The organism is Luteimonas sp. A478, from assembly GCF_054052025.1.
Window position 1 is genome coordinate 44747 of the sequence record NZ_JBSVRF010000008.1, and the last position, 24878, is coordinate 69624.

The window sequence follows — 24878 nt, forward strand, 5'->3', positions numbered from 1 at the left end:
GTCCGGCCTTCTACAATGGGCGGCTTGCGCGCCCAGCCCTGCCGGACCCTGCCCTCGCCGATGACCGAAGCCACCGACCCATCCCCCGCTGCGCCTGACGCAGCCGCCCCCTCCGCCAAGGCGCGGATTGGGGTACTGCGCACGCTGCTGCCCTTCCTCGGGCGCCAGCGCGGGCTGGTGGCCGCGTGGCTGCTGGCTCTCGCCGCCTCGTCCACGGCCACCCTGAGCCTGCCGGTCGCGGTGCGAATAATGATCGACCGCGGCTTCAGCGATGCCAGCAACATCAACGCCGCCTTCGCGGTGCTGTTCGTGGTGGCCCTGGGACTGGCGCTGGCCACCGCCGCGCGGTTTTACTTCGTCTCCCTGCTGGGCGAGCGGGTGATCGCCGACCTGCGCACACGGCTGTACGGGCACCTGGTCGGGCTGGACCAGGCGTTCTTCGAGCGCAGCCGCAGCGGCGAGCTGGTCTCGCGCCTGTCGGCAGACACCGAGCTGCTGCGCGGGGTGATCGGCTCCGGCATGTCGGTGGCCCTGCGCAGCGTGGTGATGGTGGTGGGCAGCCTGGCCATGATGGTGATCACCAGCCCGCGGCTGGCGGCCTGGACCCTGATCGGCATCCCGGTGTTCGTGCTGCCGATTGTGCTCGGCGGACGCCGGCTGCAGAAGATCTCCCGCGCCAGCCAGGACCGCGTGGCCGATGCCAATACCCTCGCCGCCGAAACCCTGGGCGCAATCCACACCGTGCAGGCCCACGCCCGCGAAGCCTGGGAGCGCAGCCGCTTCTCCGAGGCCGTGGCCCTGTCGGTCGCGACCGCCCGTCGGCGCATCAGCACCCAGGCGATGGTTACGGCGGTGGCGATCACCGCCATCTTCGGCGCCATCACCATCGTGCTCTGGTCCGGCGCCCAGGACGTCGTGGCCGGTCGCCTCACCCCGGGCACGCTGGGCCAGTTTGTCCTGTATGCGCTGCTGGGCGGCGGCTCGGTGGGCGCACTGGCGGAAGTGTGGAACGAACTGCAGCGCGCGTCCGGCGGCATGGGCCGGATCAACGAGCTGCTGGTGGAATCCCCGCAGCTGACGGCGCCGGCCCAGCCTCGCAGCCTGTCACAGCCGGTGCAAGGTGAGATCGTCCTTGACCGGCTCGGCTTCCACTACCCGTCCCGCCCGGATACGCCTGCGCTGCAGGACTTTTCCCTCCACGTGCGCCCCGGCGAGACCGTTGCCCTGGTTGGGCCTTCGGGCGCCGGCAAGAGCACCGTGCTGGGGCTGCTGCTGCGCTTCCACGATCCGCAGCAGGGCGCTGTGCGCGTTGATGGAGTGGACCTGCGTGAGCTGGACCCGGTCGAACTGCGCGAACAAATCGCCCTGGTGCCGCAGCACCCGACCATCTTCGCCGCCAGCGCCCGCGACAACATCCGCTACGGTCGCCTGGAGGCCAGCGATGCCGAAGTCGAGGCCGCGGCCCGCATGGCCGAGGCGGATGAATTCATCGCCGCCCTGCCCAACGGTTACGACGAGCAGCTGGGTGAGCGCGGCACGCGCCTCTCAGGCGGCCAGCAGCAGCGCGTGGCGATTGCCCGGGCGCTGCTGCGCGATGCGCCGATCCTGCTGCTGGACGAGGCCACATCGGCGCTGGACGCGCAGAGCGAGCGGGCCGTGCAGCAGGCGCTGGAACACCTCATGCGCGGGCGCACCACCCTGGTCATCGCCCATCGCCTGGCCACGGTGCTCAAGGCCGACCGGATCGTGGTGATGGACCACGGCCGCATCGTGGCCGAAGGCACCCATGACGAACTGCTGGCCCAGGGCGGCCTGTACGCCGAGCTGGCCCGTCTCCAGTTCCTGCACTGACCGCAGCCACCCCTGAACCGGTACCTGCACTCACCGCGCCATCCCTCAGCAGTAGGAGCGCGCCATGCGCGCGAAGCCGCGTGAATCATGTGTGCCTGTGCAAGCGGACCGCCGGGCGGCTCCGCAGCCCCGAAACGTGAGGGGCCGGCGGGACCACAACGGATGTCACGCGGCTTCGCGCGCATGGCGCGCTCCTACCCGGGCCGACCTGACTGGGCCGGTCGGGTTGGAGGCGCGTGTCAGGCGGGGTCGATCACCGCCAGCGGGATCTTGCCGATCCGCGCCTGCCACTCGCGCGGGCCGGTTTCGTGCACCGATTCACCGGTGGAATCCACGGCCACCGTCACCGGCATGTCCTGCACGGTGAACTCGTGGATCGCCTCCATGCCCAGGTCCTCGAACGCCACCACCCGCGAGGCGCGGATGGCCTTGGACACCAGGTACGCCGAGCCGCCCACCGCCATCAGGTAGACCGCACGGTGATCGCGGATCGCCTCGATGGCTTCCGGCCCGCGCTCGGCCTTGCCGACCATGCCCAGCAGGCCGGCTTCCAGCATCCGGCGGGTGAACTTGTCCATGCGGGTGGCCGTGGTCGGGCCGGCCGGACCCACCGCTTCCTCGCGCACCGGATCCACCGGACCCACGTAGTAGATGAAGCGGTTGCGGAAATCGACCGGCAGCTCCTCGCCGCGGTTCAGCATGTCCACCATGCGCTTGTGTGCGGCGTCGCGGCCGGTCAGCAGCTTGCCGCTGAGCAGCAGGGCTTCTCCCGGCTGCCACGAGGCCACTTCCTCCGGGGTGATGGTGTCCAGGTTCACCCGACGGCCGTTGGAGGCGTCGCGGGTGATCTCCGGCCAGTCTTCGAGCGACGGCGGATCCAGCGCCACCGGGCCACTTCCGTCCAGGGTGAAGTGCGCATGGCGGGTGGCCGCGCAGTTGGGGATCATCGCCACCGGCAGGTTGGCCGCGTGGGTCGGGTAATCCTTGATCTTGATGTCCAGCACCGTGGTCAGCCCGCCAAGGCCCTGGGCACCGATGCCCAGCGCGTTGACCTTGTCGAAGATCTCCAGGCGCATTTCCTCCAGCCGGCTGGCCGGGCCGCGGGCCTTGAGATCGACGATGTCGATCGGTTCCATCAGCGATTCCTTGGCCAGCAGCATCGCCTTCTCCGCCGTGCCGCCAATGCCGATCCCGAGCATGCCCGGCGGGCACCAGCCCGCGCCCATGGTCGGCACCATCTCCAGCACCCAATCGACCACCGAGTCGGACGGGTTGAGCATGGCGAACTTCGCCTTCGCCTCCGAACCGCCGCCCTTGGCCGCCACGATCACGTCCACCTTGTTGCCCGGCACCGTCTTCATGTTGACGATCGCGGGGGTGTTGTCGCCGGTATTGCGGCGCGCGCCGGCCGGGTCGGCCAGCACCGAGGCGCGCAGCTTGTTGTCCGGGTGCGCATAAGCGCGACGCACGCCTTCGTTGACCATGTCCTCCACGCCCATGGTGGCGTCGTCCCAGCGCACGTCCATGCCGATCTCGAGGAACACGGTGACGATGCCGGTGTCCTGGCAGATCGGCCGGTGGCCCTCGGCGCACATGCGCGAGTTGATCAGGATCTGCGCCATCGCGTCCTTGGCCGCCGGGGATTCCTCGCGCTCGTACGCCGCGGCGAGGTTCCGGATGTAATCCACCGGGTGGTAATAGCTGATGTACTGCAGCGCGTCGGCGACGGACTGGATGAAATCTTCTTGCCGGATCACGGCGGGGGCGGTCTTGCTCACGAACTGTCCAAGGCTGGCGGAAACAGCCTCGCATTTTAGCCCGCCTGCCGGAAGCGGTTTGGTATCGTCATCCACCGCGCCGGCCCTGCCCCTGCCCGAAGGAGTAGTGATGCACGACACCCTGCTGCTGTTTGGCGCCACGGGCGACCTGGCACGGCGCTATCTGTTCCCTTCCCTGCACCACCTGCTGCGCGACCGCCTGCTCCCCGACAGCTTCCGCGTGATCGCGGTGGGGCGCAGTGACCATGACGATGCCAGCTTCCGCAGCTGGCTGCGCGAACAGATGGAGGGCGAAGACGTCACATCGGCGTCCCTTGATCGCCTGCTGGAACGCATCCACTACCACCCCGTGGACCTCACGGACGGCGCCGCCATGGCCGCCACCCTGTCACGCTACGCGGACCGCCCCGCGGTGAGCTACCTCGCGGTGCCGCCGGATCTGTTCGGTCCCGCCTGCATGGGCCTGAAGGCGGCCGGCCTGCTGGAAGACCCCTCGCGCCTGGTGCTCGAGAAACCGATCGGCCATGACCTCGCCTCGGCGCGGGAAATCAACGCCATCCTCGGCGACGCGCTGGATGAGTCACGCACCTTCCGCATCGACCACTACCTGGGCAAGGCGCCGGTGCAGAACCTGATGGCCCTGCGCCTGGGCAATACGCTGCTGGAGGCGGTGTGGCAGCGGCAGTGGATCGAGTCGGTGGACATCATCGTGGCCGAGACCACCGGCGTGGACGGCCGCGAGGGCTACTACGCCGGCTACGGCGCCCTGCGCGACATGGTCCAGAACCACATGCTGCAGCTGCTGGCACTGATCGCGATGGAGCCGCCCGCCTCGCTCGACCCCGACAGCGTGCGCGATGAAAAACGCAAGGTCCTGCACGCCTTGCGGCCGATGACCCCCACCGAAGCCGCCGCCGACAGCGTCCGCGGCCGCTACGCCGACGGCGTGGTGGAGGGCCGCGCCGCACAGGGATTCCGCCACGCGGGCGATGTGGAAACCTTTGTCGCCGTGCGCGCCTGGATCGACAATTGGCGCTGGGCCGGGGTGCCTTTCCGGCTGGTGACCGGCAAGCGCATGGCCCGGCGCATGACCGAGGTGGTGGTGTCGTTCCGGCCGGTATCGCACTGGGTGTTCGGCCGCCCCAGCGCCGAACGCGCCACCTCCAACCGCCTTCGGGTGCGCCTGCAGCCGGAGGAAACCATCGAGTTGGGGCTGATGGGCAGCCTGGCCGCTCCGGAATGGGGCGCTACCGAGCTGCAGCCGATGATGCTGGACCTGTCGATGGCGCCCACGCCCACGCGTCGCATCGCCTACGAACGGCTGATGATCGACGCCCTCAAGGGCGACCAGACGCTGTTCGTCCGCGATGATGAGGTGGAAGCCGCGTGGCACTGGATCGACAGCATCAGTCGATCGTGGGAGCAGGCCGGCATCCGGGCGGAAGAATATCCCGCAGGATCCTGGGGGCCTGAGGCGGCTGCAGGATTTCTCCCGTCCACCGTGCCAGGTCGCGGAGCCCGGCGACCGTGACCGGCGCATACACCCTGCTCGCCGATATCGGCGGCACCAACGCCCGGTTCGCCCTGGCCGATCCCGCCGCCCCGATGCCGCTGTTGCCCGACAGCGTCCGTGCGTATCCAGTCGCGTCTTCCGGCTCACCGGAAGACGCTGCCCGACGTTACCTGCAGGAAACCGGCGCGCGGGTGGATCGCGCCGTGTTCGCCATCGCCGCGCGCATCTCCGGCGACCAGGCCCGCATGCTCAACCACCCCTGGGTGGTCTCCGGCAGCGGGCTGCGTGCGCAGCTGGGCCTGGCGGAAGCGGTGCTTGTGAACGATTTCACCGCCCAGGCCATGGCCGTGCCGCTGCTCGGCCCGGACGACTATGCGGTGATCGGCCCGGCCCCGTGGCAACCGCTGCAGGGTCATGTCCATGAGATGCAGGCCGATAAGGTGCTGGCCGTAGTCGGACCCGGCACCGGGCTCGGCGTGGGCGGCCTGGTGGTGCGCGATGGCCGGCCGCATCCGCTGGACAGCGAAGGCGGACACGTGAGCTTCGCCCCCGGCTCGGCGCTGGAGCTGGCAATCCTCGAACACCTCTCCACCCGCTTCGACCGCGTGTCGAACGAGCGCCTGGTCTGCGGACCGGGCCTGGTCAACATCCACCGGGCCCTGGCCGGGATGGCGGGCGAAGATCCCGGCTCGCCGGAGCCCGCGGACATTACCGCCGCGGCCACCGCCGGCGACCCGCACAGCGCGCAGGCGGTGGAGGTGTTCTGCAACGTATTCGGCGCGATCGCCGGCGACCTGGTGCTGACCCTTGGCGCCTGGCAGGGCGTGTTCCTGACCGGCGGCATGGTGCCGAGGCTGCTTGAACAGCTGCGCCGCTCCGGATTCCGCGAGCGCTTCGAACACAAGGGGCGGTTTTCGGCCACCATGGCCCGGGTACCATCCGTGGCAGTGTTGCATCGCCATCCGGGCCTGTTGGGCGCAGCGGCGATCGCAGGCCAGCAGCAGGGGAGAGAACCACGATGAGCCAGCAGCAGACTGTTGCGGACGGCACTCGCGCCGGCGTGCCCATGCATCTGCATACCTACGACTCGCCGACCCAGTGGGCCTGGGGCGCGGCGGTGGCATTGTCTGCGGCACTGCAGCAGGCGCTGGATGGCAAGCTGCGCGCGCGGCTGCTGCTGTCAGGCGGCAGCACGCCCGGGCCGGTGTATTCGGCCCTGGCCAAGGCGCCACTGGACTGGAACCGCGTGGATGTGGCGCTGGTAGACGAGCGCTGGCTGCAGCCCGATGACCAGGACAGCAACGCGCGGCTGGTGCGCGAATCGCTGCTGCGCCACCAGGCGGCGGCAGCGCGCCTTGAAACCCTGACCCAGCCCGGACGCGGGATCGAGGAAGCGGTCGCAGTGGCCAACATGCACGCCCGCACCCCGGCCGACGTGGTGGTACTGGGCATGGGTGAAGACGGACATACGGCTTCACTGTTCCCGCGGATGATCGGGCTGGAGCAGGCGCTGTCCAGCCCCGCCGCCTACGTGGCGGTAGACGCCAGCGGCTGCTCCGGTGCCGGACGCTGGCTGCGGCGCATCAGCCTGACACCGGCGGGCCTGCAGCCGGCCCGGTCCCGGATGTTGCTGATCCGCGGGGCCAAAAAACGCGCCCTGCTGGAAAAAATCGTCGCCGGTGACGACCCGCTGGAATACCCGGCCCGCATCGCCCTGCTGACCCCGGGGGCGCCGCTGCACGTGCACTGGTGCCCCTGAGCCTCCCCCAAAGCCGCTGCCCACCGCAACCGACCGCCCGGCGAACGTCTTTGGATGGTCGAGCCGTTTCATGGCCGGGAAGTACCATATGGCCATGAAACGAACCGGAAAATCGGCGGGCACAACCGATCTGACGAAGTACGCCTGGCTGGCAATCGGGACCGCGGTGGTCACGGTCCTGCTCAAGGGCAGCGCCTGGGCCATTACCGGCTCGGTGGGCCTGCTGTCGGACGCTGCCGAATCCATGGTCAACCTGGTGGCCGCCATCGCAGCCCTCGTTGCCCTGACCGTCGCTGCCAGGCCGGCCGATGACAACCACCACTTCGGTCACACCAAGGCCGAATATTTCTCCGCGGCTCTGGAAGGGGTCATGGTGTTCATCGCTGCGGCCTCGATCATCTATCTGGGTATCGACCGGCTGGTGAACCCGCGCCCGCTGGAGTCGATCGGCATCGGCATGGTGATCTCACTGGTGGCCGCGCTGCTCAACGGCGTTGTCGGCCGGATCCTGATCAAGGTCGGCACCCGCCACCGCTCGGTGACGCTGCGCGCCGACGGCAGGCACCTGATGACCGACGTCTACACCTCGGTCGGCGTTGTGCTGGGCCTGCTGCTGGTCTGGCTGACCGGCTGGGAATGGCTCGACCCGGTGGTTGCCATCCTGGTGGGAGTGAACATCCTCGTCACCGGTTACAGACTCATCTCCGAGTCGGCCGCCGGCCTGATGGATGTGTCGCTGTCGCCAGAAGACAACGCCAGGATCCTCGCCATCCTGGAGGCGCATACGGAAAAGGGCCGAATCGAATTCCACGCCGTGCGCACCCGCGAGTCCGCCGCCCGCCAGTTCATGGAAATGCACATGCTGGTTCCCGGCGACTGGACCGTGCTGCGCGGCCATGACGCCATGGAAGACCTGATCGAGAAGATCGTGGCCGAGTTCCCGGCCATGCGCGTGACCGGCCACCTGGAGCCGATTTCAGACCCGCGCAGCTACGAGGACATCAGCCTGTAACGGAGCACAGGGTCAGGGAAGCACCGGCTTGAACGGCCGCACCTCGACCCGCTCGTATACCCCGGCGTCCACATAGGGATCCGTCTCCGCCCATTCGCGTGCCGCCAGCAGCGATTCGAACTGCGCCACCACCGCGCTGCCGCTGAAACCTGCCGGGCCGGGATCCGCGGCGTCGATCGCCGGGCATGGCCCGGCCAACAGCAGCCGGCCGGCGTCACGCAACGCCACCAGCCGTTCCATATGCGCCGGTCGTGCGGCCGCACGCCGCTCCAGTCCCTGCGAACCGTCATATCCTTCGATCAGATACCACATGCCATTCCCCAACCCGACCCAACGCCGGGCACGGATGAATTGTAGCCAAGGCCGGTGCTGGACAGCGGCCCAGCCTGCCCGTACTCTGGGCACGTGTTTAAGGCCGGACAGCAGCGGCCGTCGCCCCCGCAACGCCATATCGCTGCCTCCAACCGGCCCCGCCCTACGCCTCCGCCAGTTCCCCTGTCGCCGTCCCCGGCTGCGACCGGCGGCTCGCGCCGCGCCCCGGGCAGATCTCCGCAGGTCACCAGGCTCCCGGCCCCGCCGGTCCTGTGCACCCGGAGCTGGATATAAGAACATTCCGCGCGCAATCACGCCGCAACCCACAGATCACTGCCGGCCCGGAGGGGGCCGCAACGCATGACACAACCCGGACCCGACGCCTCCATCCCGATGGAGACCGCACAGCCCATGAGCGTCCATCCGCTACAGCAGGAAATACCGCTGGCGGTGGTGCACGGGCAGCCGGTGCTGCAGATCCCGCAGGATCTGTACATCCCGCCGGATGCGCTGGAAGTGATCCTGGAAGCGTTCGAGGGCCCACTGGACCTGCTGCTGTACCTGATCCGCCGGCAGAACCTGGACATCCTGGATGTTCCGGTGGCCGAGATCACACGCCAGTACGTCAACTACATCGGGGTGATGCAGGAGCTGCGGTTCGAACTGGCCGCCGAGTACCTGGTGATGGCGGCGATCCTGGCCGAGATCAAATCACGGATGCTGCTGCCGCGGCCTCCACTTGATGAAAATGAGGAAGACGATCCCCGCGCCGACCTTGTCCGCCGGTTGCAGGAGTACGAACGCTTCAAACAGGCTGCGGAAGATCTGGACACCCTGCCGCGCATGGAGCGCGACACTGCGCCGGTATCGGCCCACGTGCCGGACCGTGCCGAAGTCCGGCTGCCGCCACCGGTGGAGTTGCGCGAGATGCTGCTGGCGCTGCACGATGTGCTCAAGCGCGCCGAGCTGTTCACCGGCCATGCGATCCGGCGCGACGCACTCAGCGTTCGCCAGCGCATGGGTGAAGTGCTGACGCGGCTGGATGACGGCAGCTTCCACCGTTTTGAAACCCTGTTCGAGCCGCGCGAAGGCAAGCTCGGCGTGGTGGTGACGCTTCTGGCGCTGCTTGAATTGGCCAAGGAACGGCTGCTGGACATCGTCCAGGAAGACTGGGAAGACGCCGTTCCCGAGCAGCCACCACCATCGATCTACGTCAAATCGCTGGCCACGCGCGACGGCGACACCGCGCTGGAACTGTCCAGCGAGTTCGACGATGAACCCACCGCCGCCAACGACCTCTGACGCCGCGTGTTTCGCGCCGTTCTTTTCCACTAGCTGACACCCTGCCGCCATGGACCAGTCACTGATCAACCGCATCGTCGAGGCCGCCCTGCTCGCCGCCAGCCAGCCGCTGACGGTGGTCCAGCTGCGCGAGCTGTTTCCGCTGGATGAGCCCGCGCCCGATGACAGCATCGAAAAGGCCCTGGAGTTCCTGCAGGCCGGCTGCGCCGAGCGCGGCGTGGAACTGGTTGAAGTGGCCACCGGCTGGCGCTTCCAGGTGAAGGCCGGAGTGCACCCCTGGGTCGCCCGGCTGTGGACCGAACGCCAGACCCGCTACACCCGCGCCACCCTGGAAACCCTGGCCCTGATCGCCTATCGGCAGCCGATCACCCGCGGCGAGATCGAACAGGTGCGCGGCGTGGCGGTCAACAGCAACATCATCCGCGCCCTGGAAGAGCGGGAATGGATCCGGGTGGTTGGCCATCGTGATGTGCCCGGTCGCCCGGAGCTGCTCGGCACCACCAGGGGTTTCCTGGATTACTTCGGCCTCAAACGCCTGGATGAACTGCCGCCGCTGTCCGAACTCAAGGATTTCGGCGACCTGGAGCCGCAGCTGCGGCTCAATGGTGATGAATCAGCCGGCGACGAAGCCCTGCCGGTGGGCGACACGCCCCTCGACGCAGGCAGCGAATCCAGCGGACCCGACAGCGATGCCCGATCCACTACCGACACCCCCACTACCGACACCCCGGCCGGCCCGGTGACCACTGGCGCCGACCCCACTTCCCATCCACAACAACCACACCATGACAGCGCCCTCGCCGAAGAAGGCGACAGCGACCGGAGCATTCAATGAACGACCGCAACACCCAGCCCGCAAAGGGCACCCGCAAACTTTCACTCAAGCGCGATGGCGAAGATTCCGCCGCGCCGCGGCTGGAGGAACGTCTGCACAAGGTCCTGGCCCAGGCCGGGCTCGGCTCGCGACGCGCGCTTGAACAGCGCATTGCCGATGGCCTGATACAGGTCAACGGCGAGACCGCGCAGGTCGGCATGAGCGTGCGCGGCGGAGACCGCATCGCACTGGACGGCAAGACCTTCGTCGCCAGTGCGCTGACCGAACCGGCCCGCGTGCTGATCTACAACAAGCCCGAGGGTGAAGTGACCACCCGCGAGGACCCCGAAGGCCGCCCGACCATCTTCGACTCCCTGCCCGCCCTCAAGGGTGCGCGCTGGATCGCGATCGGTCGTCTGGACATCAATACCACCGGCCTGCTGCTGCTCACCACCGACGGCGAGCTGGCCAACTCGATGATGCACCCCTCGTTCGAGATCGAACGGGAATACGTGTGCCGGGTCCGCGCCCCCGAGGGCGAGGAAACCGTGTCGGAGAAGATCATCGAGCGGCTGGCCCGCGGCGTCGCCCTTGAAGACGGCCCGGCGAAGTTCGACAGGATCGAGCGGATCGGCGGTACCGATTCGCACGACTGGTTCAAGGTGGTGGTCACCGAAGGCCGCAACCGCGAAGTCCGCAGGCTGTGGGAATCGCAGGGCTGCCAGGTGAGCCGCCTCAAGCGCGTGCGCTACGGCGGCGTGTCCCTGCCCCAGCCGCTGCTGCGCGGCCAGTCGCAGGAACTGCCCACCGCCCAGGTGGAAGAACTGCGGCGCGAACTGAAGCTCGAGGAAGGCCCTCCTCCCGCGCTCACGCTGCTGCCGGTGATCGGCCAGCGCAAGGCGGCCAAATCCACCGTGCACGTGGGCGGCCAGCATCGTTCGGCCGGCTATGTCGGTGGCCACACCACGGCCGACGAAGGCCGCGAGCTGCGCCGCTTCGACAACATGCGCGAGGACCGCGGCCGCCGCGGTGGACGCAAGCCGCACGGCGGCCTGACCGTCAGCGGCGAAGCGGCTGCCAACCAGTCGCAGAAACCCTTCAAGCAGCGCCGTGACAAGAGCGCGCGGGCACTGCCGGAGGGCAACCCGGCCGCTTTCCGCAGCTGGTACGTGCCCGACGGCGTGGATACCGGCCCCAGCGGTCATCGCAACGCTGACGGCCGCGGCCCGAAGAAGCCGCCGGCCAAGAAGGGCGGACCGGGCCGTCCGCAGGCCAGAGGCCCGGGCGCGGCCAAGAAGCGCAGCGCGCGCCCCTATGGTCATCCCGACAGTGCACCGAACTTTCCTTCCGATCACGCCACCCCGGGCGCTCGCACTGCCGGCCCGCGCGGACCCCGTCCGCCGGCTGGCGGCGGCAACCGCCGCCCGGCCCCGCGCGGGCCGCGTGGTGGACCCCGTGGTGGTGGTGGCCGCGGATGATTGCCGCTGACCGCTGACCGCCGGCGCGGCGCTATCCCTCCCGGGGTGGCGAGCGCGGCGGCGGCATGGGGTCGGCGATAGGATCGAGACGACGCACCTCGCGGATCACATCCAGCCATATCAGATGCGAGCGCGCCGGATCACCGGCGTCATCCACCCTCAACCTGCCGTTGATGCCTTCTGACCCGTCGGGGCCGCGGAAGGTCTGCACGGTGGGGCGCACCACCACCGCGCCGGTGATGCTGCTCCCATCGGCCAGCAGCAGTTCCACCCGCGCCTCATCCGGCAACTGCTGCACCAGCGCCTCCAGCCGGGCGATGTCCGCATCGGATGTATACACACGTTCGGCATTCTGGCCCATGGTCAGTCTCCGCGGTCCGGCTTGCGGTCCAGCAGCCTGCTGCTGAGCGATTCGATGAAGTCGATCGGCAGCGGGAACACGATGGTCGAACTCTTGTCGCCGGCGATCTCGGTCAGCGTGGACAGATAGCGCAGCTGGATCGCACGCGGGTCCTGGCTCATCAGCTTGGCCGCCTCGACCAGCTTTTCAGCGGCCTGCTGCTCACCCTCGGCGTGGATGATCTTGGCCCGACGCTGGCGCTCCGCTTCGGCCTGCCGGGCGATCGCGCGGACCATGGTCTCGTTGAGGTCCACATCCTTGATCTCGACGTTGGCGACCTTGATGCCCCAGGCGTCGGTCTGCTCGTCGAGGATCGCGCGGATCTGGCCGTTGAGCTTGTCGCGCTCGGCCAGCATCTCGTCCAGTTCGTGCTGGCCGAGCACCGAGCGCAGCGTGGTCTGGGCCAGCTGGCTGGTGGCTTCGTAGTAGCGCTCCACATTGATGATCGCCTTCTGCGGATCGACCACGCGGAAATACACCACCGCGTTGACCTTCACCGACACGTTGTCGCGCGAGATCAGGTCCTGCGGCGGGATATCCATGACGATGGTGCGCATGTCCACCCGCTCCATGGTCTGCAGCACCGGGATCAGGAAAATCAGGCCCGGCCCCTTGACCTTCCAGAACCGGCCCAGCTGGAATACAACCGCACGCTCATACTCGCGCAGGATCTTGATTGCACTGAACAGCGCCAGCGCGATCGCGATCAGGATCGGCAGGAGAAACACGGTGAAATTCATGGCATAACCTCCGGACTGCGATTGATGGGTTCATGCGGGTGGCCACCGTCGAGCGGCGAAACGCGAAGCACCAGGCCCTTCCTGGACAACACCCGCACGCACTGTCCGGCCACCAGTGGGGCATCCGACGCCGCCTGCCACAGCTCGCCGCGGATCCGCACCTGGCCGCGGCCTTCAAAGCTGCCCGCCACGACAGCTTCATGGCCCAGCATCTCCTCGGCGCCGCCGCCCACCGGCCTTCGCCGCGCCCGCATCGCCAGCCACAGCGTGAACATGAAGCCGGCACCGCTGGCGATGCCGATCCCGGCCAGCAGCCAGTTGGACACCGCGAAACCCGGCACATGGTCAAACAGGATGATCGACCCGAACACCAGGGCCACCAGGCCGCCGATGCCCAGCACGCCGAAACTGGGCGAGGCCAGTTCCACCGCCATCAGGATGATGCCCAGCGCGATCAGCGCCAGTCCCGCATAGTTCACCGGCAGCACCTGAAGCGCGTACAGGCCCAGCAGCAGGCAGATCGCGCCGACCACGCCCGGGAGCACCGCACCCGGGCTGTAACCCTCCAGCAGCAGGCCATACATGCCCACCAGCAGCAGCATGTAGGCGAACGTGGGGTCGGTCAGTACCGACAGCAGGCGTACCCTCCAGTTGGGCGCAAGCTCGGTCACCGTCCGGCCTGCCACTGCCAGAGTCCGCGTCTCGCCCGCCACCGTCACCTCACGGCCATCGGCCTGCTCGAGCAGCGACTCCAGGCTGGCGGCCACCACTTCCACCACGCCGCGCTCAAGCGCCTCACCCGCGGTCAGGGTTGCCGCATCGCGCACGGCCTCCTCGGCAAAGGCCACATCGCGCCCGCGCAGGGTGGCCAGGCCGCGCAGATAAGCGACTGAATCGTTGACCGCCTTGCGCTCCGAAGCGCTTCCGGTACCCCGCTGGGTGTCTGCGCTATCGCCGCTCTGATCACCTTCGTCTCCATCACCATCGTCGGACTGCCGCCCCCCACCCGGGGCTCCGCCGATTGACACCGGCGTCGCCGCGCCCAGCGAGGTAGCCGGCGCCATTGCCGCCAGATGGCTGGCGTAGACGATGTAGGTGCCCGCGCTGGCCGCGCGTGCGCCGTTGGGTGCCACCCAGGCGATCACCGGCACCGGCGATGCCAGGATGTCCTGGTTGATGTCGCGGGTGGCGGCGTCCAGCCCGCCCGGCGTATCGATGCGTAGCACCAGGGCACGCGCATCCTCGCTCGCGGCACGCTCGATGCCATTGCGTATGTGGTCACGGGTGGCAGGACCGATCCCGCCCTTGATATCCACCAGCAGTACACCGCCGCCCGCTGTCGCCGGCTCCTGGGCCCATGCCGGGGACACCACGAGTACGGACAGCGCTGCTGCAAGCGCCCACAGGCACATCAGCCATCGCGTGCCGATTCGGGATGTGATGGTCATTGCTACCCCAGCGCTATGACCGGTCGGGCAGCCAGTAGACACCAGCCGCCGTAAAGAAAATGTGCCCCCGTCAGCGCAGCTCGAATCGGTCGCCGTCAAGCATCGCCGGGAAACGCTCACGATGCGACGCCAGTTCTGCCGCCAGCAGCGTGGTGGTACTCACCACTTCGTTCTCACCGCACTCGCTGGCGGCATCGCCGACAAAGTCGATCACCGCGCTGTCGCCGGAGTAATCGATGCCGTTGCCATCGGTGCCAACGCGGTTGAGCCCGGCCACGTAGCACAGGTTCTCGATCGCCCTCGCCCGCAGCAGGGTTTTCCATGCATGCGCGCGCGCGGCCGGCCAATTGGCGACAAAAATCTGCAGATCGAAATCCAGTGCTTCGGGGCGCTCCACGTCATAGCGGTTGCGGGCAAACACCGGGAAGCGCAGGTCGTAGCAGACCAGCGGGCAGATCCGCCAGCCCTTCCACTCCACGGTGAGCCGGTCGCGTCCGGGCGCATAGCGCTCGTGTTCTCCGGCATACCGGAACAGATGCCGTTTGTCGTAATGCTGCACCTTGCCGTCGGGGGTGGCCCAGAACATCCGGTTGAAGACGTCCGCGCCGTCCCGGATCTGGATGCTACCCGTCACTGCGGCATCAATCGCGGCGGCATGGTCGAGCATCCAGGCCACGGTGGGGCCGTCCATGGTTTCCGCATTTTCGATGGCATCGTTGGAGAAGCCGCTGGTGAATGTTTCCGGCAGGATCACCAGGTCGGTGATGCCCTTGAGCGAGGAGATCATCTCGCCGTAGTAGTCACGGTTGCCGGCTGGATCGTGCCAGCGGGTCTCACCCTGGACCAGGGAAATACGCAGATTGTTCATGCCCCAATCCTACCCCGTCCGTACGCCACACGGGCCCGACGGTCGGGCCATCTCTCCGGTCGGGGCGGGGCCACGACGCCTCCGCCCCGGTCAAGTCACAGTCGCTTAAGACGCTCGATCGCCGCATCCAGGGTTTCCTGGTTCTTGGCGAAACACAGCCGCGCAAGGCGCTGGCCGGCGGGCGCGGATTCATAGAATGGCGACAGCGGGATCGCCGCCACGCCATGTTCGGTGGTCAACCAGCGGCAGAAGGCTGCGTCATCCAGATCACTGACCGCGGAATAGTCCACCAGCTGGAAGTACCCGCCCGGCACCGGCAGCGGAACCAGTCGGGTTTCCAGCAGCTGCTCGCGGAAGCGGTCGCGCTTGGCCTGGTAGAACGTGCCCAGCTGTTCGTCATGTTCGGGCTCCTCGCGCAGCATTTCAGCAAAGGCATGCTGCGCCGGGCCGAAGGTGCAGAACACGTTGTACTGGTGCACCTTGCGCAGCTCGGCAGACAGTGCCGGTGGCGCGATGCAGTAGCCAACCTTCCAGCCGGTGCAGTGGTAGGTCTTGCCGAAGCTGGACACCACGAACGCCCGCTCGCGCAGGGCAGGAAAGCGCAGTACCGTTTCGTGCCGGACGCCGTCGAACACGATGTGCTCGTACACCTCATCCGACAGCAGCCAGATGCCGGTGTCCTCCAGCAGCTTTTCCAGCGCCTGCAGGTCTTCCGGCGTCAGCATCGCCCCGGATGGGTTGTGCGGGGAGTTGATGATCAGCATCCGCGTCTGCGGCGTCACGGCGGCACGGATCCGTTCCCAGTCCGGCGCGAACGTACGCGGATCCAGCGGCACGTGCACGGCGCGCGCGCCGGCCAGCTCGATCGCCGGCTCGTAGCAGTCGTAGGCCGGATCAAGCACGATCACCTCCTCGCCCGCCCGCACCACCGCGTGCACCGCGTTGAAGATCGCCTCGGTGGCGCCGCTGGTCACCGTGACCTCGCCCTGCGGATCCACCTGAACCCCGTAGACGCGCTGCACCTTGGCTGCGATCGCCTCGCACAGCGCCGGCACCCCGGTCATCGGCGCGTACTGGTTGTGGCCGTCGCGCATGGCCCGGGCCAGGGCGTCCACCAGCCGCTGCGGCACCGCAAAGTCAGGGAACCCCTGCCCCAGGTTGACCGCAGCGTGGCGCGCCGCCAGCTGCGACATGACGGTGAAAATGGTGGTGCCGACGCGGGGCAGCTTGCTTTCGGGAATCATCTGTCGTCCTTACCCATCTGCATCCAGGGAATCCACCCGTCCGACGCGGCGCCCGAGTGTAAGCCGCCCCGTGGCGCCGCGGCCATGCCCTCCCTGCCCCCTGTCGCACCTGTCCCGGGCGCGTTCCAGGCATGTGAACGCGGGCGAATCGGGCCGCAGCCGCACCTCGACTGGATACAATAGCGCCTGTGTTCAGCCGGCCCCCTGCCGGCACGCCAGGAACTGGATGTACGACCCCCAGCTCGCCACGCCCATGCTCAGCGCGCGCGGCCTGCGCTTCACGCGCAACGACAATCCGGTGTTCGGCCCGCTCGACTTCGCCGTCGAGGGCGGCGAGGCCCTGCTGGTGCGCGGTGGAAATGGTTCCGGCAAGACCACCCTGCTGCGCGTGCTGGCCGGTCTGTTGCGCGCCGACGAAGGCACGGTCGAGATCGACGGCGAGCCCACGCGCCCGCAGTTGCGCTCGCAGATCATGGCCTATCTGGGTCACCTTCCCGGGCTGAAGGCCGATCTGAGCGTGCTGGAAAACCTGGATTTCCTGTGCGGCCTGCACGGCCGCCGCCGCGGCCAGGCGCCCGAGGCGGCGCTGGCCCTGGTCGGCCTGGCCGGCTACGAGGACACCCCGCTCAGGCAGCTGTCCGCAGGCCAGAAAAAGCGTCTTTCATTGGCCCGACTGTGGCTGTCGCCGGCGGCGCTGTGGCTGCTGGACGAGCCCTATGCCAACCTTGACCTGGGCGGAATCGAGCTGGTGAACCGGCTGGTGCAGGCGCATTTGCGCAACGGCGGCGCCGCGCTGGTCACCACCCATGGTGCCTATGCCGCGCCCCCGGTCCGCACGCGTGAACTTCTACTTGGCGGGCAGGTCGAACCGGTGCCTGCGCCATGACCCGGCCCGGATTGCTGCAGGCAGCCTCGGCGCTGGCCGTCCGCGATCTGCGCCTGCTCTGGCGCCGACGTGGCGATGCCCTGCAGCCGGCGCTGTTCGCGGTGCTGGTGGTGGTGCTGTTTTCGCTGGCCCTGGGCGGGGATGCCGAACTGCTGGCGCGCGTAGCCGCCGCGGTGCTGTGGGTGGCCGTGTTGCTGTCAGGCCTGCTGGCCCTGGACACCCTGTTCCGCGGCGATGCCGAGGACGGCTCGCTGGAGCAGTGGATGCTGGCGCCGGTGCCGCTGGCCTGGCTGGTGCTGGTGCGCACCGTGTTGCACTGGGCCACCACCGCCCTGCCCCTGCTGGTGGCCACGCCGCTGCTGGCCGAGCTGCTGCAGCTGCCGCGCGAACAGCTTCCGGCCATGCTGGCGGGGCTGGCACTGGGCACGCCGCTGCTCAGCCTGATCGGCGCGGTGGTGGCGGCGTTAACCGTCGGCATGCGCCGGTCCGGTATCCTGTTGGCGCTGCTGGCCCTGCCTCTGTACGTACCGGTGCTGGTGTTCGGCGCAGGCAGCGTCGCACTGGCCGCGCAGGGCCTGGACCCGGTCGGCGGCCTGCTGATGCTCGGTGCCGGCCTGGTGCTGGCACTGGTACTTGCCCCGGTGACCGCCGCCACCGCGATCCGGATTGCGCTCAATTGACATGACTTCCCATCAGCGAAACCCTTCGCCGCCCGCGCACGCGGCAGGTAGCAGCCAAGAATGAATCCCGCCCTCCTCTGGTTCCACAAACTCGGTTCGCCCCCCTACTTCGACCGCTTCGCAGCCCGCTGGGCGCCGTGGTGCTACGGGCTGGGGGTGCTGATCATGGGCGTGGGCGTGTACCTGGCGCTGTTTTCGGTGCCGCCCGACTACCAGCAGGGCGACAGTTTCCGCATCCTGTATATCCACGTGCCGGCGGCCTGGATGAGCCTGCTGATCTATGCCCTGATGGCGCTGTACGCGGCCATTGCCCTGATCTGGCGGATCAAGCTGTGCGAGATCCTGGCCATGGCCTGCGCACCGATCGGTGCGGCCTTCACCTTCATCACCCTGGCGACCGGCAGCATCTGGGGCAAGCCCATGTGGGGCACCTGGTGGGACTGGGATCCGCGCCTGACCACCCAGCTGATCCTGCTGTTCATGTATCTGGGCGTGATCGGCCTGTACCACGCCATCGACGACCGCCGCGCGGCCGCCCGGGTGGCCTCGCTGCTGGCCATTGTCGGCGTGGCGCTGCTACCGGTGATCCGCTACTCGGTGGTGTGGTGGAACTCCCTGCACCAGGGCCAGACCATCCGCGTGTTCGGCGAGTCCAGCATGGATCCGAGCATGATGCCGCCGCTGGTGTGGATGGTGATCGGCACCAAATTCTGGTTCGTTGGCTCGCTGCTGGCCCGTGCCCGCGCCGACAACCTGTATCGCGAAGCTGGCAAGGACTGGGTCCGCCGCCTGACCGGGGCCAAGTCATGACCTACGCCGGCTACGTGCTTGCTTCCTACCTGGTATTCACCGCGGTGCTGCTGTGGGACTTCGTGGCCCCGCGCATCCGCACGCGGCAGTTCCTGCGCGCGGCCCGCCTGCTGGCGGCCCGGCGCGCGGCCGCAGCAAAAATGGAGAGTGATCCCCAATGAATCCGATCCGACGCAGACGCCTCTGGTTTGTCCTGGCGCTGGTGGCCGCCGCCGCCGTGGCCACCGCTCTGGTGGCGATGGCCCTGCAGCGCAACGTGGCCTACCTCTACACCCCTGCCGAAGTGCTGGACGGCCGCGCCGGTGAGGCAGTGGCCTCCGGCCAGGCGCGCTTCCGCCTCGGCGGCATGGTCGCCGCCGGCTCCTTCAACCGTGAATCCGGTTCGATCGACTCCCACTTCATGGTCACCGACGGCGACGCCCAGCTGCCCGTGGTCTACACCGGGATCCTGCCCGACCTGTTCCGCGAGGACCAGGCGGTGATCGCCACCGGCCAGATGCAGGGCGACACCTTCGTTGCCGAGCAGGTCCTGGCCCGGCATGACGAAACCTACGTGCCGAAGGAAGTAGCGGACAAGATGGGCCTGGCCCACGAAAAACATGGGGTGGAGACGCCCGCCGACGAGGCCATCCGCCAGTGATCCTGATCCGCTGCACTCCCCTGATCGCCAGTAACGGAGGCTCGCCCGATGCTGCCTGAACTCGGCCAGATCGCGATGCTCCTGGCCCTGGTGGCGGCCGTCATCCAGGCAGTGCTGCCGCTGGCAGGCGCTCAGCGTGGCCTCCCTGCGTGGATGGCAGTGGCCCGTCCCGCAGCCTGGCTGCAGCTGGCGCTGATCGGCATTGCCTATGCGCTGTTGACCTGGGCGTTCATCAGCCAGGATTTTTCGGTGCGCTATGTGGCCGAAAACTCCAACACGCTGCTGCCCATGATCTACCGCATCACCGCGGTGTGGGGTGGGCATGAGGGCTCGCTGCTGCTGTGGGTGCTGATCATTGCCCTGTGGAACGCCGCGGTGGCGCGCTGGTCGCAGTCACTGCCGCCGCAAGTCAGCGCACGCGTGCTTGGAGTAATGGGCGCGGTCGCGCTGGGCTTCCTCGCCTTCACGATCTTCACCAGCAATCCCTTTGACCGGCTACTGCCCGCCGCGCTGGAAGGGCGCGATCTGAATCCGCTGCTGCAGGATCCGGGCATGATCGTGCATCCACCCATGCTGTACGTGGGCTACGCGGGTTTCATCGTGCCGTTTGCGTTCGCCATCGCCGCCCTGCTGGACGGCAAGGTGGATGCCCGCTGGCTGCGCTGGAGCAGGCCGTGGACCAACGTAGCCTGGTCGTTCCTGACCATCGGCATCGCGCTTGGCTCGTGGTGGGCCTATGCGGAGCTGGGCTGGGGCGGCTGGTGGTTCTGGGATCCGGTGGAGAACGCCAGCTTCATGCCGTGGCTGGCCGGCGCGGCGCTGATCCATTCCCAGGCGGTCACCGAAAAGCGCGGCAGCTTCCACGGCTGGACCCTGCTGCTGGCCATCGCCACGTTCTCGCTGTCGCTGCTGGGCGCGTTCCTGGTGCGCTCGGGCGTGCTGACCAGCGTGCACAGTTTTGCCGCCGATCCGGAACGCGGGCTGTTCATCCTGCTGTTCCTGGGCATCACCGTGGGCGCGTCGCTGCTGCTGTATGCCCTGCGCTCGCCGGACAACGAAGCCGGGCGACCATTTGCCGCTGCTTCGCGCGAGACCCTGCTGCTGGTCAACAACCTGCTGCTGGTAGCGGCCACCGCGATGGTGCTGCTGGGCACGCTGTACCCGCTGCTGGCCGATGCGCTGGACATGGGCAAGATCTCGGTTGGCCCACCCTATTTCGGCCTGCTGTTCGTCATCCTCATGGCGCCCCTGGTGCTGCTGTTGCCGTTCGGGCCGCTGACTCGCTGGCAGCGCGAAGAGCCAGGCAAACCGCTGCGGATGCTGGCGCCGTGGTTCGTGCTGGCGCTGGTGGGGGGAGCGATCGCCTTCTTCCTCGCGCCGCAGGCGCCGTGGAAGATCGCCGCCGCGATAGGCGGAGGCATCTGGGTCGGTTTCGGGACCCTGCGCTTCGTGTGGTCGCGGCTGCGCTCGGCCAGCGGACGCATGTCACTGGAAATGTGGGGCATGAGCCTGGCCCACTTCGGCGTGGCCCTGTTCGTGGTGGGCGCGCTGATGGTGAGCGCGCTGGACGCCGAGCGGGAAATGGCCATGCAGCCCGGCCAGGTGGTTGAAGTGGACGGGATGGAATTCCGCTTCGATGGCGTGGAGCGCGTGCAGGGGCCCAACTACATCGCCGACCGTGGCAGGGTGATGCTGCTGCGCGACGGCCGCGAGATCAAACTGCTGACGCCCGAGAAACGGCACTTCGCCAGCGGCGGCCAGGTCATGACCGAAGCCGCGATCCACACCGGCTTCTTCGGCGATGTCTACGCCGCCATGGGCGAGCCGCTGGGCGAAGGCGCCTGGGCCGTGCGCGTGCACATCAAGCCGTTCGTGCGCTGGATCTGGGCCGGTGCGGCGCTGATGGCGCTGGGCGGGTTCGTGACCGCAGCCGATCGCCGCTTCCGCCGCAGGCAGAACCCGCGGGCAGGAACCGGGCAGACCGGGCGGAGGGCCGCCGAGTGAGTGCTGCCGCCCCCCGGTCACGCTGGCTGCCGCTGGTCGTGTTCGGCCTGATCGCCGCCCTGCTTGCCGCGGGCGTCTGGCTCAGCCGCGACCCGGATCGCGACGCGCTGCCCTCGCCGCTGATCAACCGCCCGGCGCCGGAATTCGAACTGCCGGTGCTGCATGCGCCGGACTACCTGGTCACTGCAGAGGACCTGCGCGGCACGCCTTACGTGCTCAATGTCTGGGGCAGCTGGTGCCCGGGCTGCCGCGACGAGCATCCGGTGCTCACCGACTTCGCCGAAACGCGGCGCGTGCGCCTGGTGGGCTACAACTGGAAGGACGAGCCGGATGACGCCCTGCGCTGGCTGGAGCAGTTCGGCAATCCGTACTGGCTGGTGGTCACCGATTACGAAGGCCGCTACGCCATCGACTGGGGCATCTACGGCGCACCGGAGACATTCCTGGTCGACGCCGACGGCATCGTGCGCTGGAAGCACGTGGGCCCGCTGACCGAAGAAAGCCTGCGCACCGGCCTGCTGCCGGCGCTGGATGAGGTGGAAGGCGGATGAGAACCCTGCTGCTCGCATTGCTGTTGGCATTTATCCCCACGGCCGTCCTGGCCCAGGCGGCCCAGGACCCGACCCCGCTCGAGTTCCGCGACGCGGCCGAGGAAGACCGCTTCCGCCAGCTGGTGGTGGAGCTTCGCTGCGTGATGTGCCAGAACCAGTCGCTGGCCGATTCCAATGCCCAGATCGCCCATGACCTGCGCCGCGAGGTGCTCTCATTGATGCGCCAGGGCATGAATGACAACGAGGTCCGGGATTTCCTGGTGGCCCGCTACGGCGAGTTCGTGCTGTACCGGCCGCGCGTGTCGGCCAATACCTGGCTGCTGTGGTTTGGCCCCGGCGTGTTGCTGCTGGCCGGCGCGGTGGTGGTGGTGCGCACCGTGCGCAAGCGCAGCAGCGCCGTGGCCGGCGAAGAAGTGCCGGTCGATGACGGACAGGAGTGGTAATGGTTGCTTTCATCATTCTTTCGGCGCTGCTTGCAGTAGCCGCGGCCATGGTTCTGGCCGGGCCACTGCGCGGTCAATCCCGGCGCACGGCAATCGCCGTCGCGCTGTCGGTTCCATTGCTTGCCACCGGCTTGTACCTGCTGGTGGGCACCCCGGACGGACTCGACCCGGGGCAGCGTCAGGCGCCGACCACCATGGAAGAAGCGGTTGCCCTGCTCGAGGCGGACCTGGAGCGTGACCCGCTGCAGGGCGAAGGCTGGCGCCTGCTTGGCCGGGCCTACGCCGAGATGGGACGCTACGAAGATGCCCGCGATGCGCTCGGCCGCGCCGCGCGCCTGGATCCGGAAAACCCCGGCATCCTGACCGAGCACGCCGAGGCAATTGCCTCCGTGGAAGCGGCGGGTGGTTTCACTGCGGAGGCCAGGGCGCTGCTGGAGCGGGCGTTGCAGATTGATCCGTCCTACCAGCGCGCGCGGCTGTTTCTTGGCATCGCCCAGCGTCAGGCCGGCGAAGATGCTCTTGCGGCGGAAACATGGGAGCCGCTGCTAACGGTACTTGGGCCCCAGGCTGCCGCCGGCCTGCTGCAGCAGATCAACGCGGCGCGCGGCGATGCCGGCATGGAACCGCTTGCCGATATCCCGCAGGCGGCCGACGCTCCGTCGTCGCCCAACGCGGTCCAGGTACGGGTCACGGTTGATCCCGAATTCGCTGCCATGGTGCGGCTGGATCCCGACGCAGTGGTGTTCGTGGCCGCACGGGTGCCGGGCGGATCGCCCATGCCCGTCGCCGCCCAGCGCCGGCTGGTGCGCGACCTGCCGCTGGAGCTGACCCTCGACGACAGCGACGCGGTAATGCCTACCCAGGCCCTGTCGACGGTAGAGGAAGTCGAACTCGTGGCACGCATTTCCAGCACCGGCACCGCGTCTGCCCAGGAGGGCGATATCACCTCGACACCGGTACGGATCAAGCTCCCCACGGACGGTCCGGTGGAACTGGTGCTGGGCGCACTCGACTGAGGCGCCCTGCGCCCACGGACGGTTACGGCCGGTTGCCGCCAACGTTAAACTGGCGGCCATGACCGAATTCATCCCCCAGGGCACCCGCTTTCTGGCCCTTCCCGAATCCTTCCCGATGAAACGCGGCGGCGAGCTGCGCGACGGACGGCTCGCCTACGAAACCTGGGGCCGGCTGGACCCGGACCGCAGCAATGCCGTGCTGATCCTTCCCGGCCTCTCACCCAACGCCCACGCCGCCGCCAATCCGGACAACCCGGAGCCCGGCTGGTGGGAAGAGATGGTTGGCCCCGGCCGACCCATCGATACGGACCGCTGGTTCGTGGTGTGCATCAACCCGCTGGGCAGCTGCAAGGGCTCCAGCGGCCCCGCCTCGCCCCATCCTGACGACGGACGGCCGTGGGGGCTGCGTTTTCCCGAACTTTCGGTTGAGGACATCGCCGATTCGGCCGCCCACCTGGTGCGTGCGCTGGACATCGGCAGGCTGGCCTGCGTGGTGGGAAATTCGATGGGCGGCATGTGCGGGCTGGCGTTCCTGCAGCGCTACCCCGGCATGACCCGGAGCCATGTGAACATCTCCGGCGCGGCACAGGCGCTGCCGTTCTCGATCGCCATCCGCTCACTGCAACGCGAAGCGATCCGCCTGGATCCGAACTGGAACGGCGGCGACTTCGATGATGAACGCTATCCGGAAGCAGGCATGCGCATGGCCCGCAAGCTGGGAGTGATCACCTACCGCTCGGCGCTGGAATGGGATGGACGCTTTGGCCGGGTGCGGCTGGAGTCCGACCGGCGCGATGACGAGGATCCGTTCGGCATGGAGTTCCAGGTGGAAAGCTACCTGGAAGCCCATGCGCGCAAGTTTGTTCGCCACTTCGATCCCAACAGCTACCTCTACCTGAGCCGGTGCATGGACTGGTACGACATCGGCGACTGTGCCGGCGGTGACATCGACGCCGGGCTCGCCTCCATCCGGGTGGAGAAGGCGATGACGATCGGCGTGCATACCGACATCCTGTTCCCGATCCAGCAGCAGCGCCAGATTGCCGACGGCCTGCGCGCTGGCGGCGCCACTTCAACTTTCGTGCCGCTGGAGTCGCCGCAGGGCCACGATGCCTTCCTGGTCGATTTCGACCGCTTCGGCCCGCCCGTCCGCGAATTCCTCACCGCCCTGTAGGAGCGCGCCATGCGCGCGAAGCCGCGTGACGTCAGGTTTCGCGGGCGTCGCCGGGGCTTTCACAGGCGGGGGGGGGGGGGGGGGGGGGGGGGGGGGGGGGGGGGGGGGGGGGGGGGGGGGGGGGGGGGGGGGGGGGGGGGGGGGGGGGGGGGGGG

The 24878-nt window shown here is 68.3% G+C and carries 24 protein-coding genes and 1 pseudogene; 18 read left to right on the forward strand and 7 right to left on the reverse strand.

The genetic code is table 11. The annotated features are described in order from the left end of the window. The first annotated feature begins 60 nt into the window (after window positions 1-60). Window positions 61-1851 (forward strand): ABC transporter transmembrane domain-containing protein, encoded by a 1791-nt coding sequence (locus ACW7G3_RS13545; protein WP_456983423.1) that lies wholly within the window; start codon window positions 61-63, stop codon window positions 1849-1851. 239 nt (window positions 1852-2090) lie between these two features. Here ACW7G3_RS13545 and ACW7G3_RS13550 read toward each other — a convergent pair whose 3' ends face one another. Beyond that, window positions 2091-3608 carry a fumarate hydratase gene (locus ACW7G3_RS13550; protein ID WP_456983425.1) on the reverse strand — a complete coding sequence of 506 codons (1518 nt, stop codon included), beginning with the start codon at window positions 3606-3608 and terminating at the stop codon, window positions 2091-2093. A gap of 130 nt (window positions 3609-3738) precedes the next feature. Here ACW7G3_RS13550 and zwf point away from each other — a divergent pair, with 130 nt between their 5' ends. From zwf to ACW7G3_RS13570, 4 genes are all read left to right on the forward strand, one after another. Next, the gene (zwf, locus tag ACW7G3_RS13555; RefSeq protein WP_456983398.1) at window positions 3739-5160 is read left to right on the forward strand and encodes a glucose-6-phosphate dehydrogenase; all 1422 of its coding nucleotides are present in this window, start codon (window positions 3739-3741) and stop codon (window positions 5158-5160) included. After that, window positions 5157-6164, forward strand: a complete 1008-nt coding sequence (glk, locus tag ACW7G3_RS13560; RefSeq protein ID WP_456983400.1) for a glucokinase — start codon at window positions 5157-5159, stop codon at window positions 6162-6164. The genes zwf and glk overlap by 4 nt, the downstream gene beginning before the upstream one ends. 44 nt (window positions 6165-6208) lie before the next feature. Then, window positions 6209-6901, forward strand: a complete 693-nt coding sequence (gene pgl / locus ACW7G3_RS13565; RefSeq protein ID WP_456983426.1) for a 6-phosphogluconolactonase — start codon at window positions 6209-6211, stop codon at window positions 6899-6901. 94 nt (window positions 6902-6995) lie between these two features. Next, window positions 6996-7913: a cation diffusion facilitator family transporter gene (locus tag ACW7G3_RS13570; protein WP_456983401.1), complete on the forward strand. Its 918-nt coding sequence runs from the start codon at window positions 6996-6998 to the stop codon at window positions 7911-7913. Window positions 7914-7925: 12 nt separating this feature from the next. Here the strand turns inward: ACW7G3_RS13570 and ACW7G3_RS13575 are convergent, their stop codons facing one another. Further along, window positions 7926-8225 (reverse strand): YciI family protein, encoded by a 300-nt coding sequence (locus ACW7G3_RS13575; RefSeq protein ID WP_456983403.1) that lies wholly within the window; start codon window positions 8223-8225, stop codon window positions 7926-7928. Window positions 8226-8618: 393 nt separating this feature from the next. Between ACW7G3_RS13575 and ACW7G3_RS13580 the strand changes: the two genes are divergently transcribed. From ACW7G3_RS13580 to ACW7G3_RS13590, 3 genes and pseudogenes are all read left to right on the forward strand, one after another. Continuing rightward, window positions 8619-9527 (forward strand): segregation and condensation protein A, encoded by a 909-nt coding sequence (locus tag ACW7G3_RS13580; RefSeq protein ID WP_456983428.1) that lies wholly within the window; start codon window positions 8619-8621, stop codon window positions 9525-9527. Window positions 9528-9576: 49 nt separating this feature from the next. Beyond that, a pseudogene (gene scpB / locus ACW7G3_RS13585) lies at window positions 9577-10359 on the forward strand (SMC-Scp complex subunit ScpB); the annotation flags it as partial. After that, complete coding sequence (locus ACW7G3_RS13590) at window positions 10359-11819, forward strand: pseudouridine synthase (protein WP_456983404.1); 1461 nt, start codon at window positions 10359-10361, stop codon at window positions 11817-11819. The pseudogene scpB and the gene ACW7G3_RS13590, both read left to right, overlap by 1 nt. 31 nt (window positions 11820-11850) lie before the next feature. On the opposite strand, the gene ACW7G3_RS13595 is transcribed toward ACW7G3_RS13590, so the two are convergent. The 5 genes from ACW7G3_RS13595 to ACW7G3_RS13615 form a co-directional block, all read right to left on the reverse strand. Then, complete coding sequence (locus tag ACW7G3_RS13595) at window positions 11851-12180, reverse strand: DUF3247 family protein (RefSeq protein WP_456972595.1); 330 nt, start codon at window positions 12178-12180, stop codon at window positions 11851-11853. Between the two features lie 2 nt (window positions 12181-12182). After that, the gene (locus ACW7G3_RS13600; RefSeq protein WP_456972597.1) at window positions 12183-12959 is read right to left on the reverse strand and encodes a slipin family protein; all 777 of its coding nucleotides are present in this window, start codon (window positions 12957-12959) and stop codon (window positions 12183-12185) included. Beyond that, a complete protein-coding gene (locus ACW7G3_RS13605; protein WP_456983406.1) occupies window positions 12956-14407 on the reverse strand; it encodes an NfeD family protein in 1452 nt (483 codons plus the stop codon). Before ACW7G3_RS13605 ends, ACW7G3_RS13600 begins: the two co-directional genes overlap by 4 nt. 70 nt (window positions 14408-14477) lie before the next feature. Further along, window positions 14478-15275 (reverse strand): amidohydrolase, encoded by a 798-nt coding sequence (locus tag ACW7G3_RS13610; protein ID WP_456983407.1) that lies wholly within the window; start codon window positions 15273-15275, stop codon window positions 14478-14480. A 95-nt stretch (window positions 15276-15370) separates the two neighbouring features. Next, on the reverse strand, window positions 15371-16519 hold the full coding sequence (locus ACW7G3_RS13615; protein ID WP_456983409.1) for a pyridoxal phosphate-dependent aminotransferase: 1149 nt from the start codon (window positions 16517-16519) through the stop codon (window positions 15371-15373). Window positions 16520-16745: 226 nt separating this feature from the next. Between ACW7G3_RS13615 and ccmA the strand changes: the two genes are divergently transcribed. The 10 genes from ccmA to metX are packed head-to-tail and all read left to right on the forward strand — an operon-like array spanning window position 16746 to window position 24723. After that, entirely contained in the window at window positions 16746-17405 is a 660-nt protein-coding gene (gene ccmA, locus ACW7G3_RS13620; protein ID WP_456983411.1) for a heme ABC exporter ATP-binding protein CcmA, read from the forward strand. Then, the gene (gene ccmB, locus ACW7G3_RS13625) at window positions 17402-18085 is read left to right on the forward strand and encodes a heme exporter protein CcmB (protein WP_456972607.1); all 684 of its coding nucleotides are present in this window, start codon (window positions 17402-17404) and stop codon (window positions 18083-18085) included. Before ccmA ends, ccmB begins: the two co-directional genes overlap by 4 nt. Window positions 18086-18145: 60 nt before the next feature. After that, window positions 18146-18895 carry a heme ABC transporter permease gene (locus ACW7G3_RS13630; RefSeq protein WP_456972609.1) on the forward strand — a complete coding sequence of 250 codons (750 nt, stop codon included), beginning with the start codon at window positions 18146-18148 and terminating at the stop codon, window positions 18893-18895. After that, entirely contained in the window at window positions 18892-19056 is a 165-nt protein-coding gene (gene ccmD, locus ACW7G3_RS13635; protein WP_456972611.1) for a heme exporter protein CcmD, read from the forward strand. Before ACW7G3_RS13630 ends, ccmD begins: the two co-directional genes overlap by 4 nt. Then, window positions 19053-19535 carry a cytochrome c maturation protein CcmE gene (ccmE, locus tag ACW7G3_RS13640; RefSeq protein ID WP_456983412.1) on the forward strand — a complete coding sequence of 161 codons (483 nt, stop codon included), beginning with the start codon at window positions 19053-19055 and terminating at the stop codon, window positions 19533-19535. The genes ccmD and ccmE overlap by 4 nt, the downstream gene beginning before the upstream one ends. Before the next feature lie 48 nt (window positions 19536-19583). Further along, entirely contained in the window at window positions 19584-21539 is a 1956-nt protein-coding gene (locus ACW7G3_RS13645; protein WP_456983413.1) for a heme lyase CcmF/NrfE family subunit, read from the forward strand. Next, window positions 21536-22090, forward strand: a complete 555-nt coding sequence (locus ACW7G3_RS13650) for a DsbE family thiol:disulfide interchange protein (RefSeq protein WP_456983415.1) — start codon at window positions 21536-21538, stop codon at window positions 22088-22090. The genes ACW7G3_RS13645 and ACW7G3_RS13650 overlap by 4 nt, the downstream gene beginning before the upstream one ends. Next, window positions 22087-22533: a cytochrome c-type biogenesis protein gene (locus ACW7G3_RS13655; protein WP_456983417.1), complete on the forward strand. Its 447-nt coding sequence runs from the start codon at window positions 22087-22089 to the stop codon at window positions 22531-22533. The genes ACW7G3_RS13650 and ACW7G3_RS13655 overlap by 4 nt, the downstream gene beginning before the upstream one ends. After that, window positions 22533-23549 (forward strand): tetratricopeptide repeat protein, encoded by a 1017-nt coding sequence (locus ACW7G3_RS13660; protein WP_456983419.1) that lies wholly within the window; start codon window positions 22533-22535, stop codon window positions 23547-23549. The genes ACW7G3_RS13655 and ACW7G3_RS13660 overlap by 1 nt, the downstream gene beginning before the upstream one ends. A 58-nt stretch (window positions 23550-23607) precedes the next feature. Continuing rightward, a complete protein-coding gene (gene metX / locus ACW7G3_RS13665) occupies window positions 23608-24723 on the forward strand; it encodes a homoserine O-acetyltransferase MetX (RefSeq protein WP_456983420.1) in 1116 nt (371 codons plus the stop codon). The last annotated feature ends 155 nt before the right edge of the window (window positions 24724-24878 follow it).

Coding starts and splice junctions, on each gene's coding strand:
- ACW7G3_RS13545 (WP_456983423.1), top strand. CDS start 61: ATGACCGAAGCCACCGACCCATCCCCCGCTGCGCCTGACGCAGCCGCC.
- zwf (WP_456983398.1), top strand. CDS start 3,739: ATGCACGACACCCTGCTGCTGTTTGGCGCCACGGGCGACCTGGCACGG.
- pgl (WP_456983426.1), top strand. CDS start 6,209: ATGCATCTGCATACCTACGACTCGCCGACCCAGTGGGCCTGGGGCGCG.
- ACW7G3_RS13570 (WP_456983401.1), top strand. CDS start 6,996: ATGAAACGAACCGGAAAATCGGCGGGCACAACCGATCTGACGAAGTAC.
- ACW7G3_RS13575 (WP_456983403.1), bottom strand. CDS start 8,225: ATGTGGTATCTGATCGAAGGATATGACGGTTCGCAGGGACTGGAGCGG.
- ACW7G3_RS13580 (WP_456983428.1), top strand. CDS start 8,619: ATGGAGACCGCACAGCCCATGAGCGTCCATCCGCTACAGCAGGAAATA.
- ACW7G3_RS13590 (WP_456983404.1), top strand. CDS start 10,359: ATGAACGACCGCAACACCCAGCCCGCAAAGGGCACCCGCAAACTTTCA.
- ACW7G3_RS13595 (WP_456972595.1), bottom strand. CDS start 12,180: ATGGGCCAGAATGCCGAACGTGTGTATACATCCGATGCGGACATCGCC.
- ACW7G3_RS13600 (WP_456972597.1), bottom strand. CDS start 12,959: ATGAATTTCACCGTGTTTCTCCTGCCGATCCTGATCGCGATCGCGCTG.
- ACW7G3_RS13605 (WP_456983406.1), bottom strand. CDS start 14,407: ATGACCATCACATCCCGAATCGGCACGCGATGGCTGATGTGCCTGTGG.
- ACW7G3_RS13610 (WP_456983407.1), bottom strand. CDS start 15,275: ATGAACAATCTGCGTATTTCCCTGGTCCAGGGTGAGACCCGCTGGCAC.
- ACW7G3_RS13615 (WP_456983409.1), bottom strand. CDS start 16,519: ATGATTCCCGAAAGCAAGCTGCCCCGCGTCGGCACCACCATTTTCACC.
- ccmA (WP_456983411.1), top strand. CDS start 16,746: ATGTACGACCCCCAGCTCGCCACGCCCATGCTCAGCGCGCGCGGCCTG.
- ccmB (WP_456972607.1), top strand. CDS start 17,402: ATGACCCGGCCCGGATTGCTGCAGGCAGCCTCGGCGCTGGCCGTCCGC.
- ACW7G3_RS13630 (WP_456972609.1), top strand. CDS start 18,146: ATGAATCCCGCCCTCCTCTGGTTCCACAAACTCGGTTCGCCCCCCTAC.
- ccmD (WP_456972611.1), top strand. CDS start 18,892: ATGACCTACGCCGGCTACGTGCTTGCTTCCTACCTGGTATTCACCGCG.
- ccmE (WP_456983412.1), top strand. CDS start 19,053: ATGAATCCGATCCGACGCAGACGCCTCTGGTTTGTCCTGGCGCTGGTG.
- ACW7G3_RS13645 (WP_456983413.1), top strand. CDS start 19,584: ATGCTGCCTGAACTCGGCCAGATCGCGATGCTCCTGGCCCTGGTGGCG.
- ACW7G3_RS13655 (WP_456983417.1), top strand. CDS start 22,087: ATGAGAACCCTGCTGCTCGCATTGCTGTTGGCATTTATCCCCACGGCC.
- ACW7G3_RS13660 (WP_456983419.1), top strand. CDS start 22,533: ATGGTTGCTTTCATCATTCTTTCGGCGCTGCTTGCAGTAGCCGCGGCC.
- metX (WP_456983420.1), top strand. CDS start 23,608: ATGACCGAATTCATCCCCCAGGGCACCCGCTTTCTGGCCCTTCCCGAA.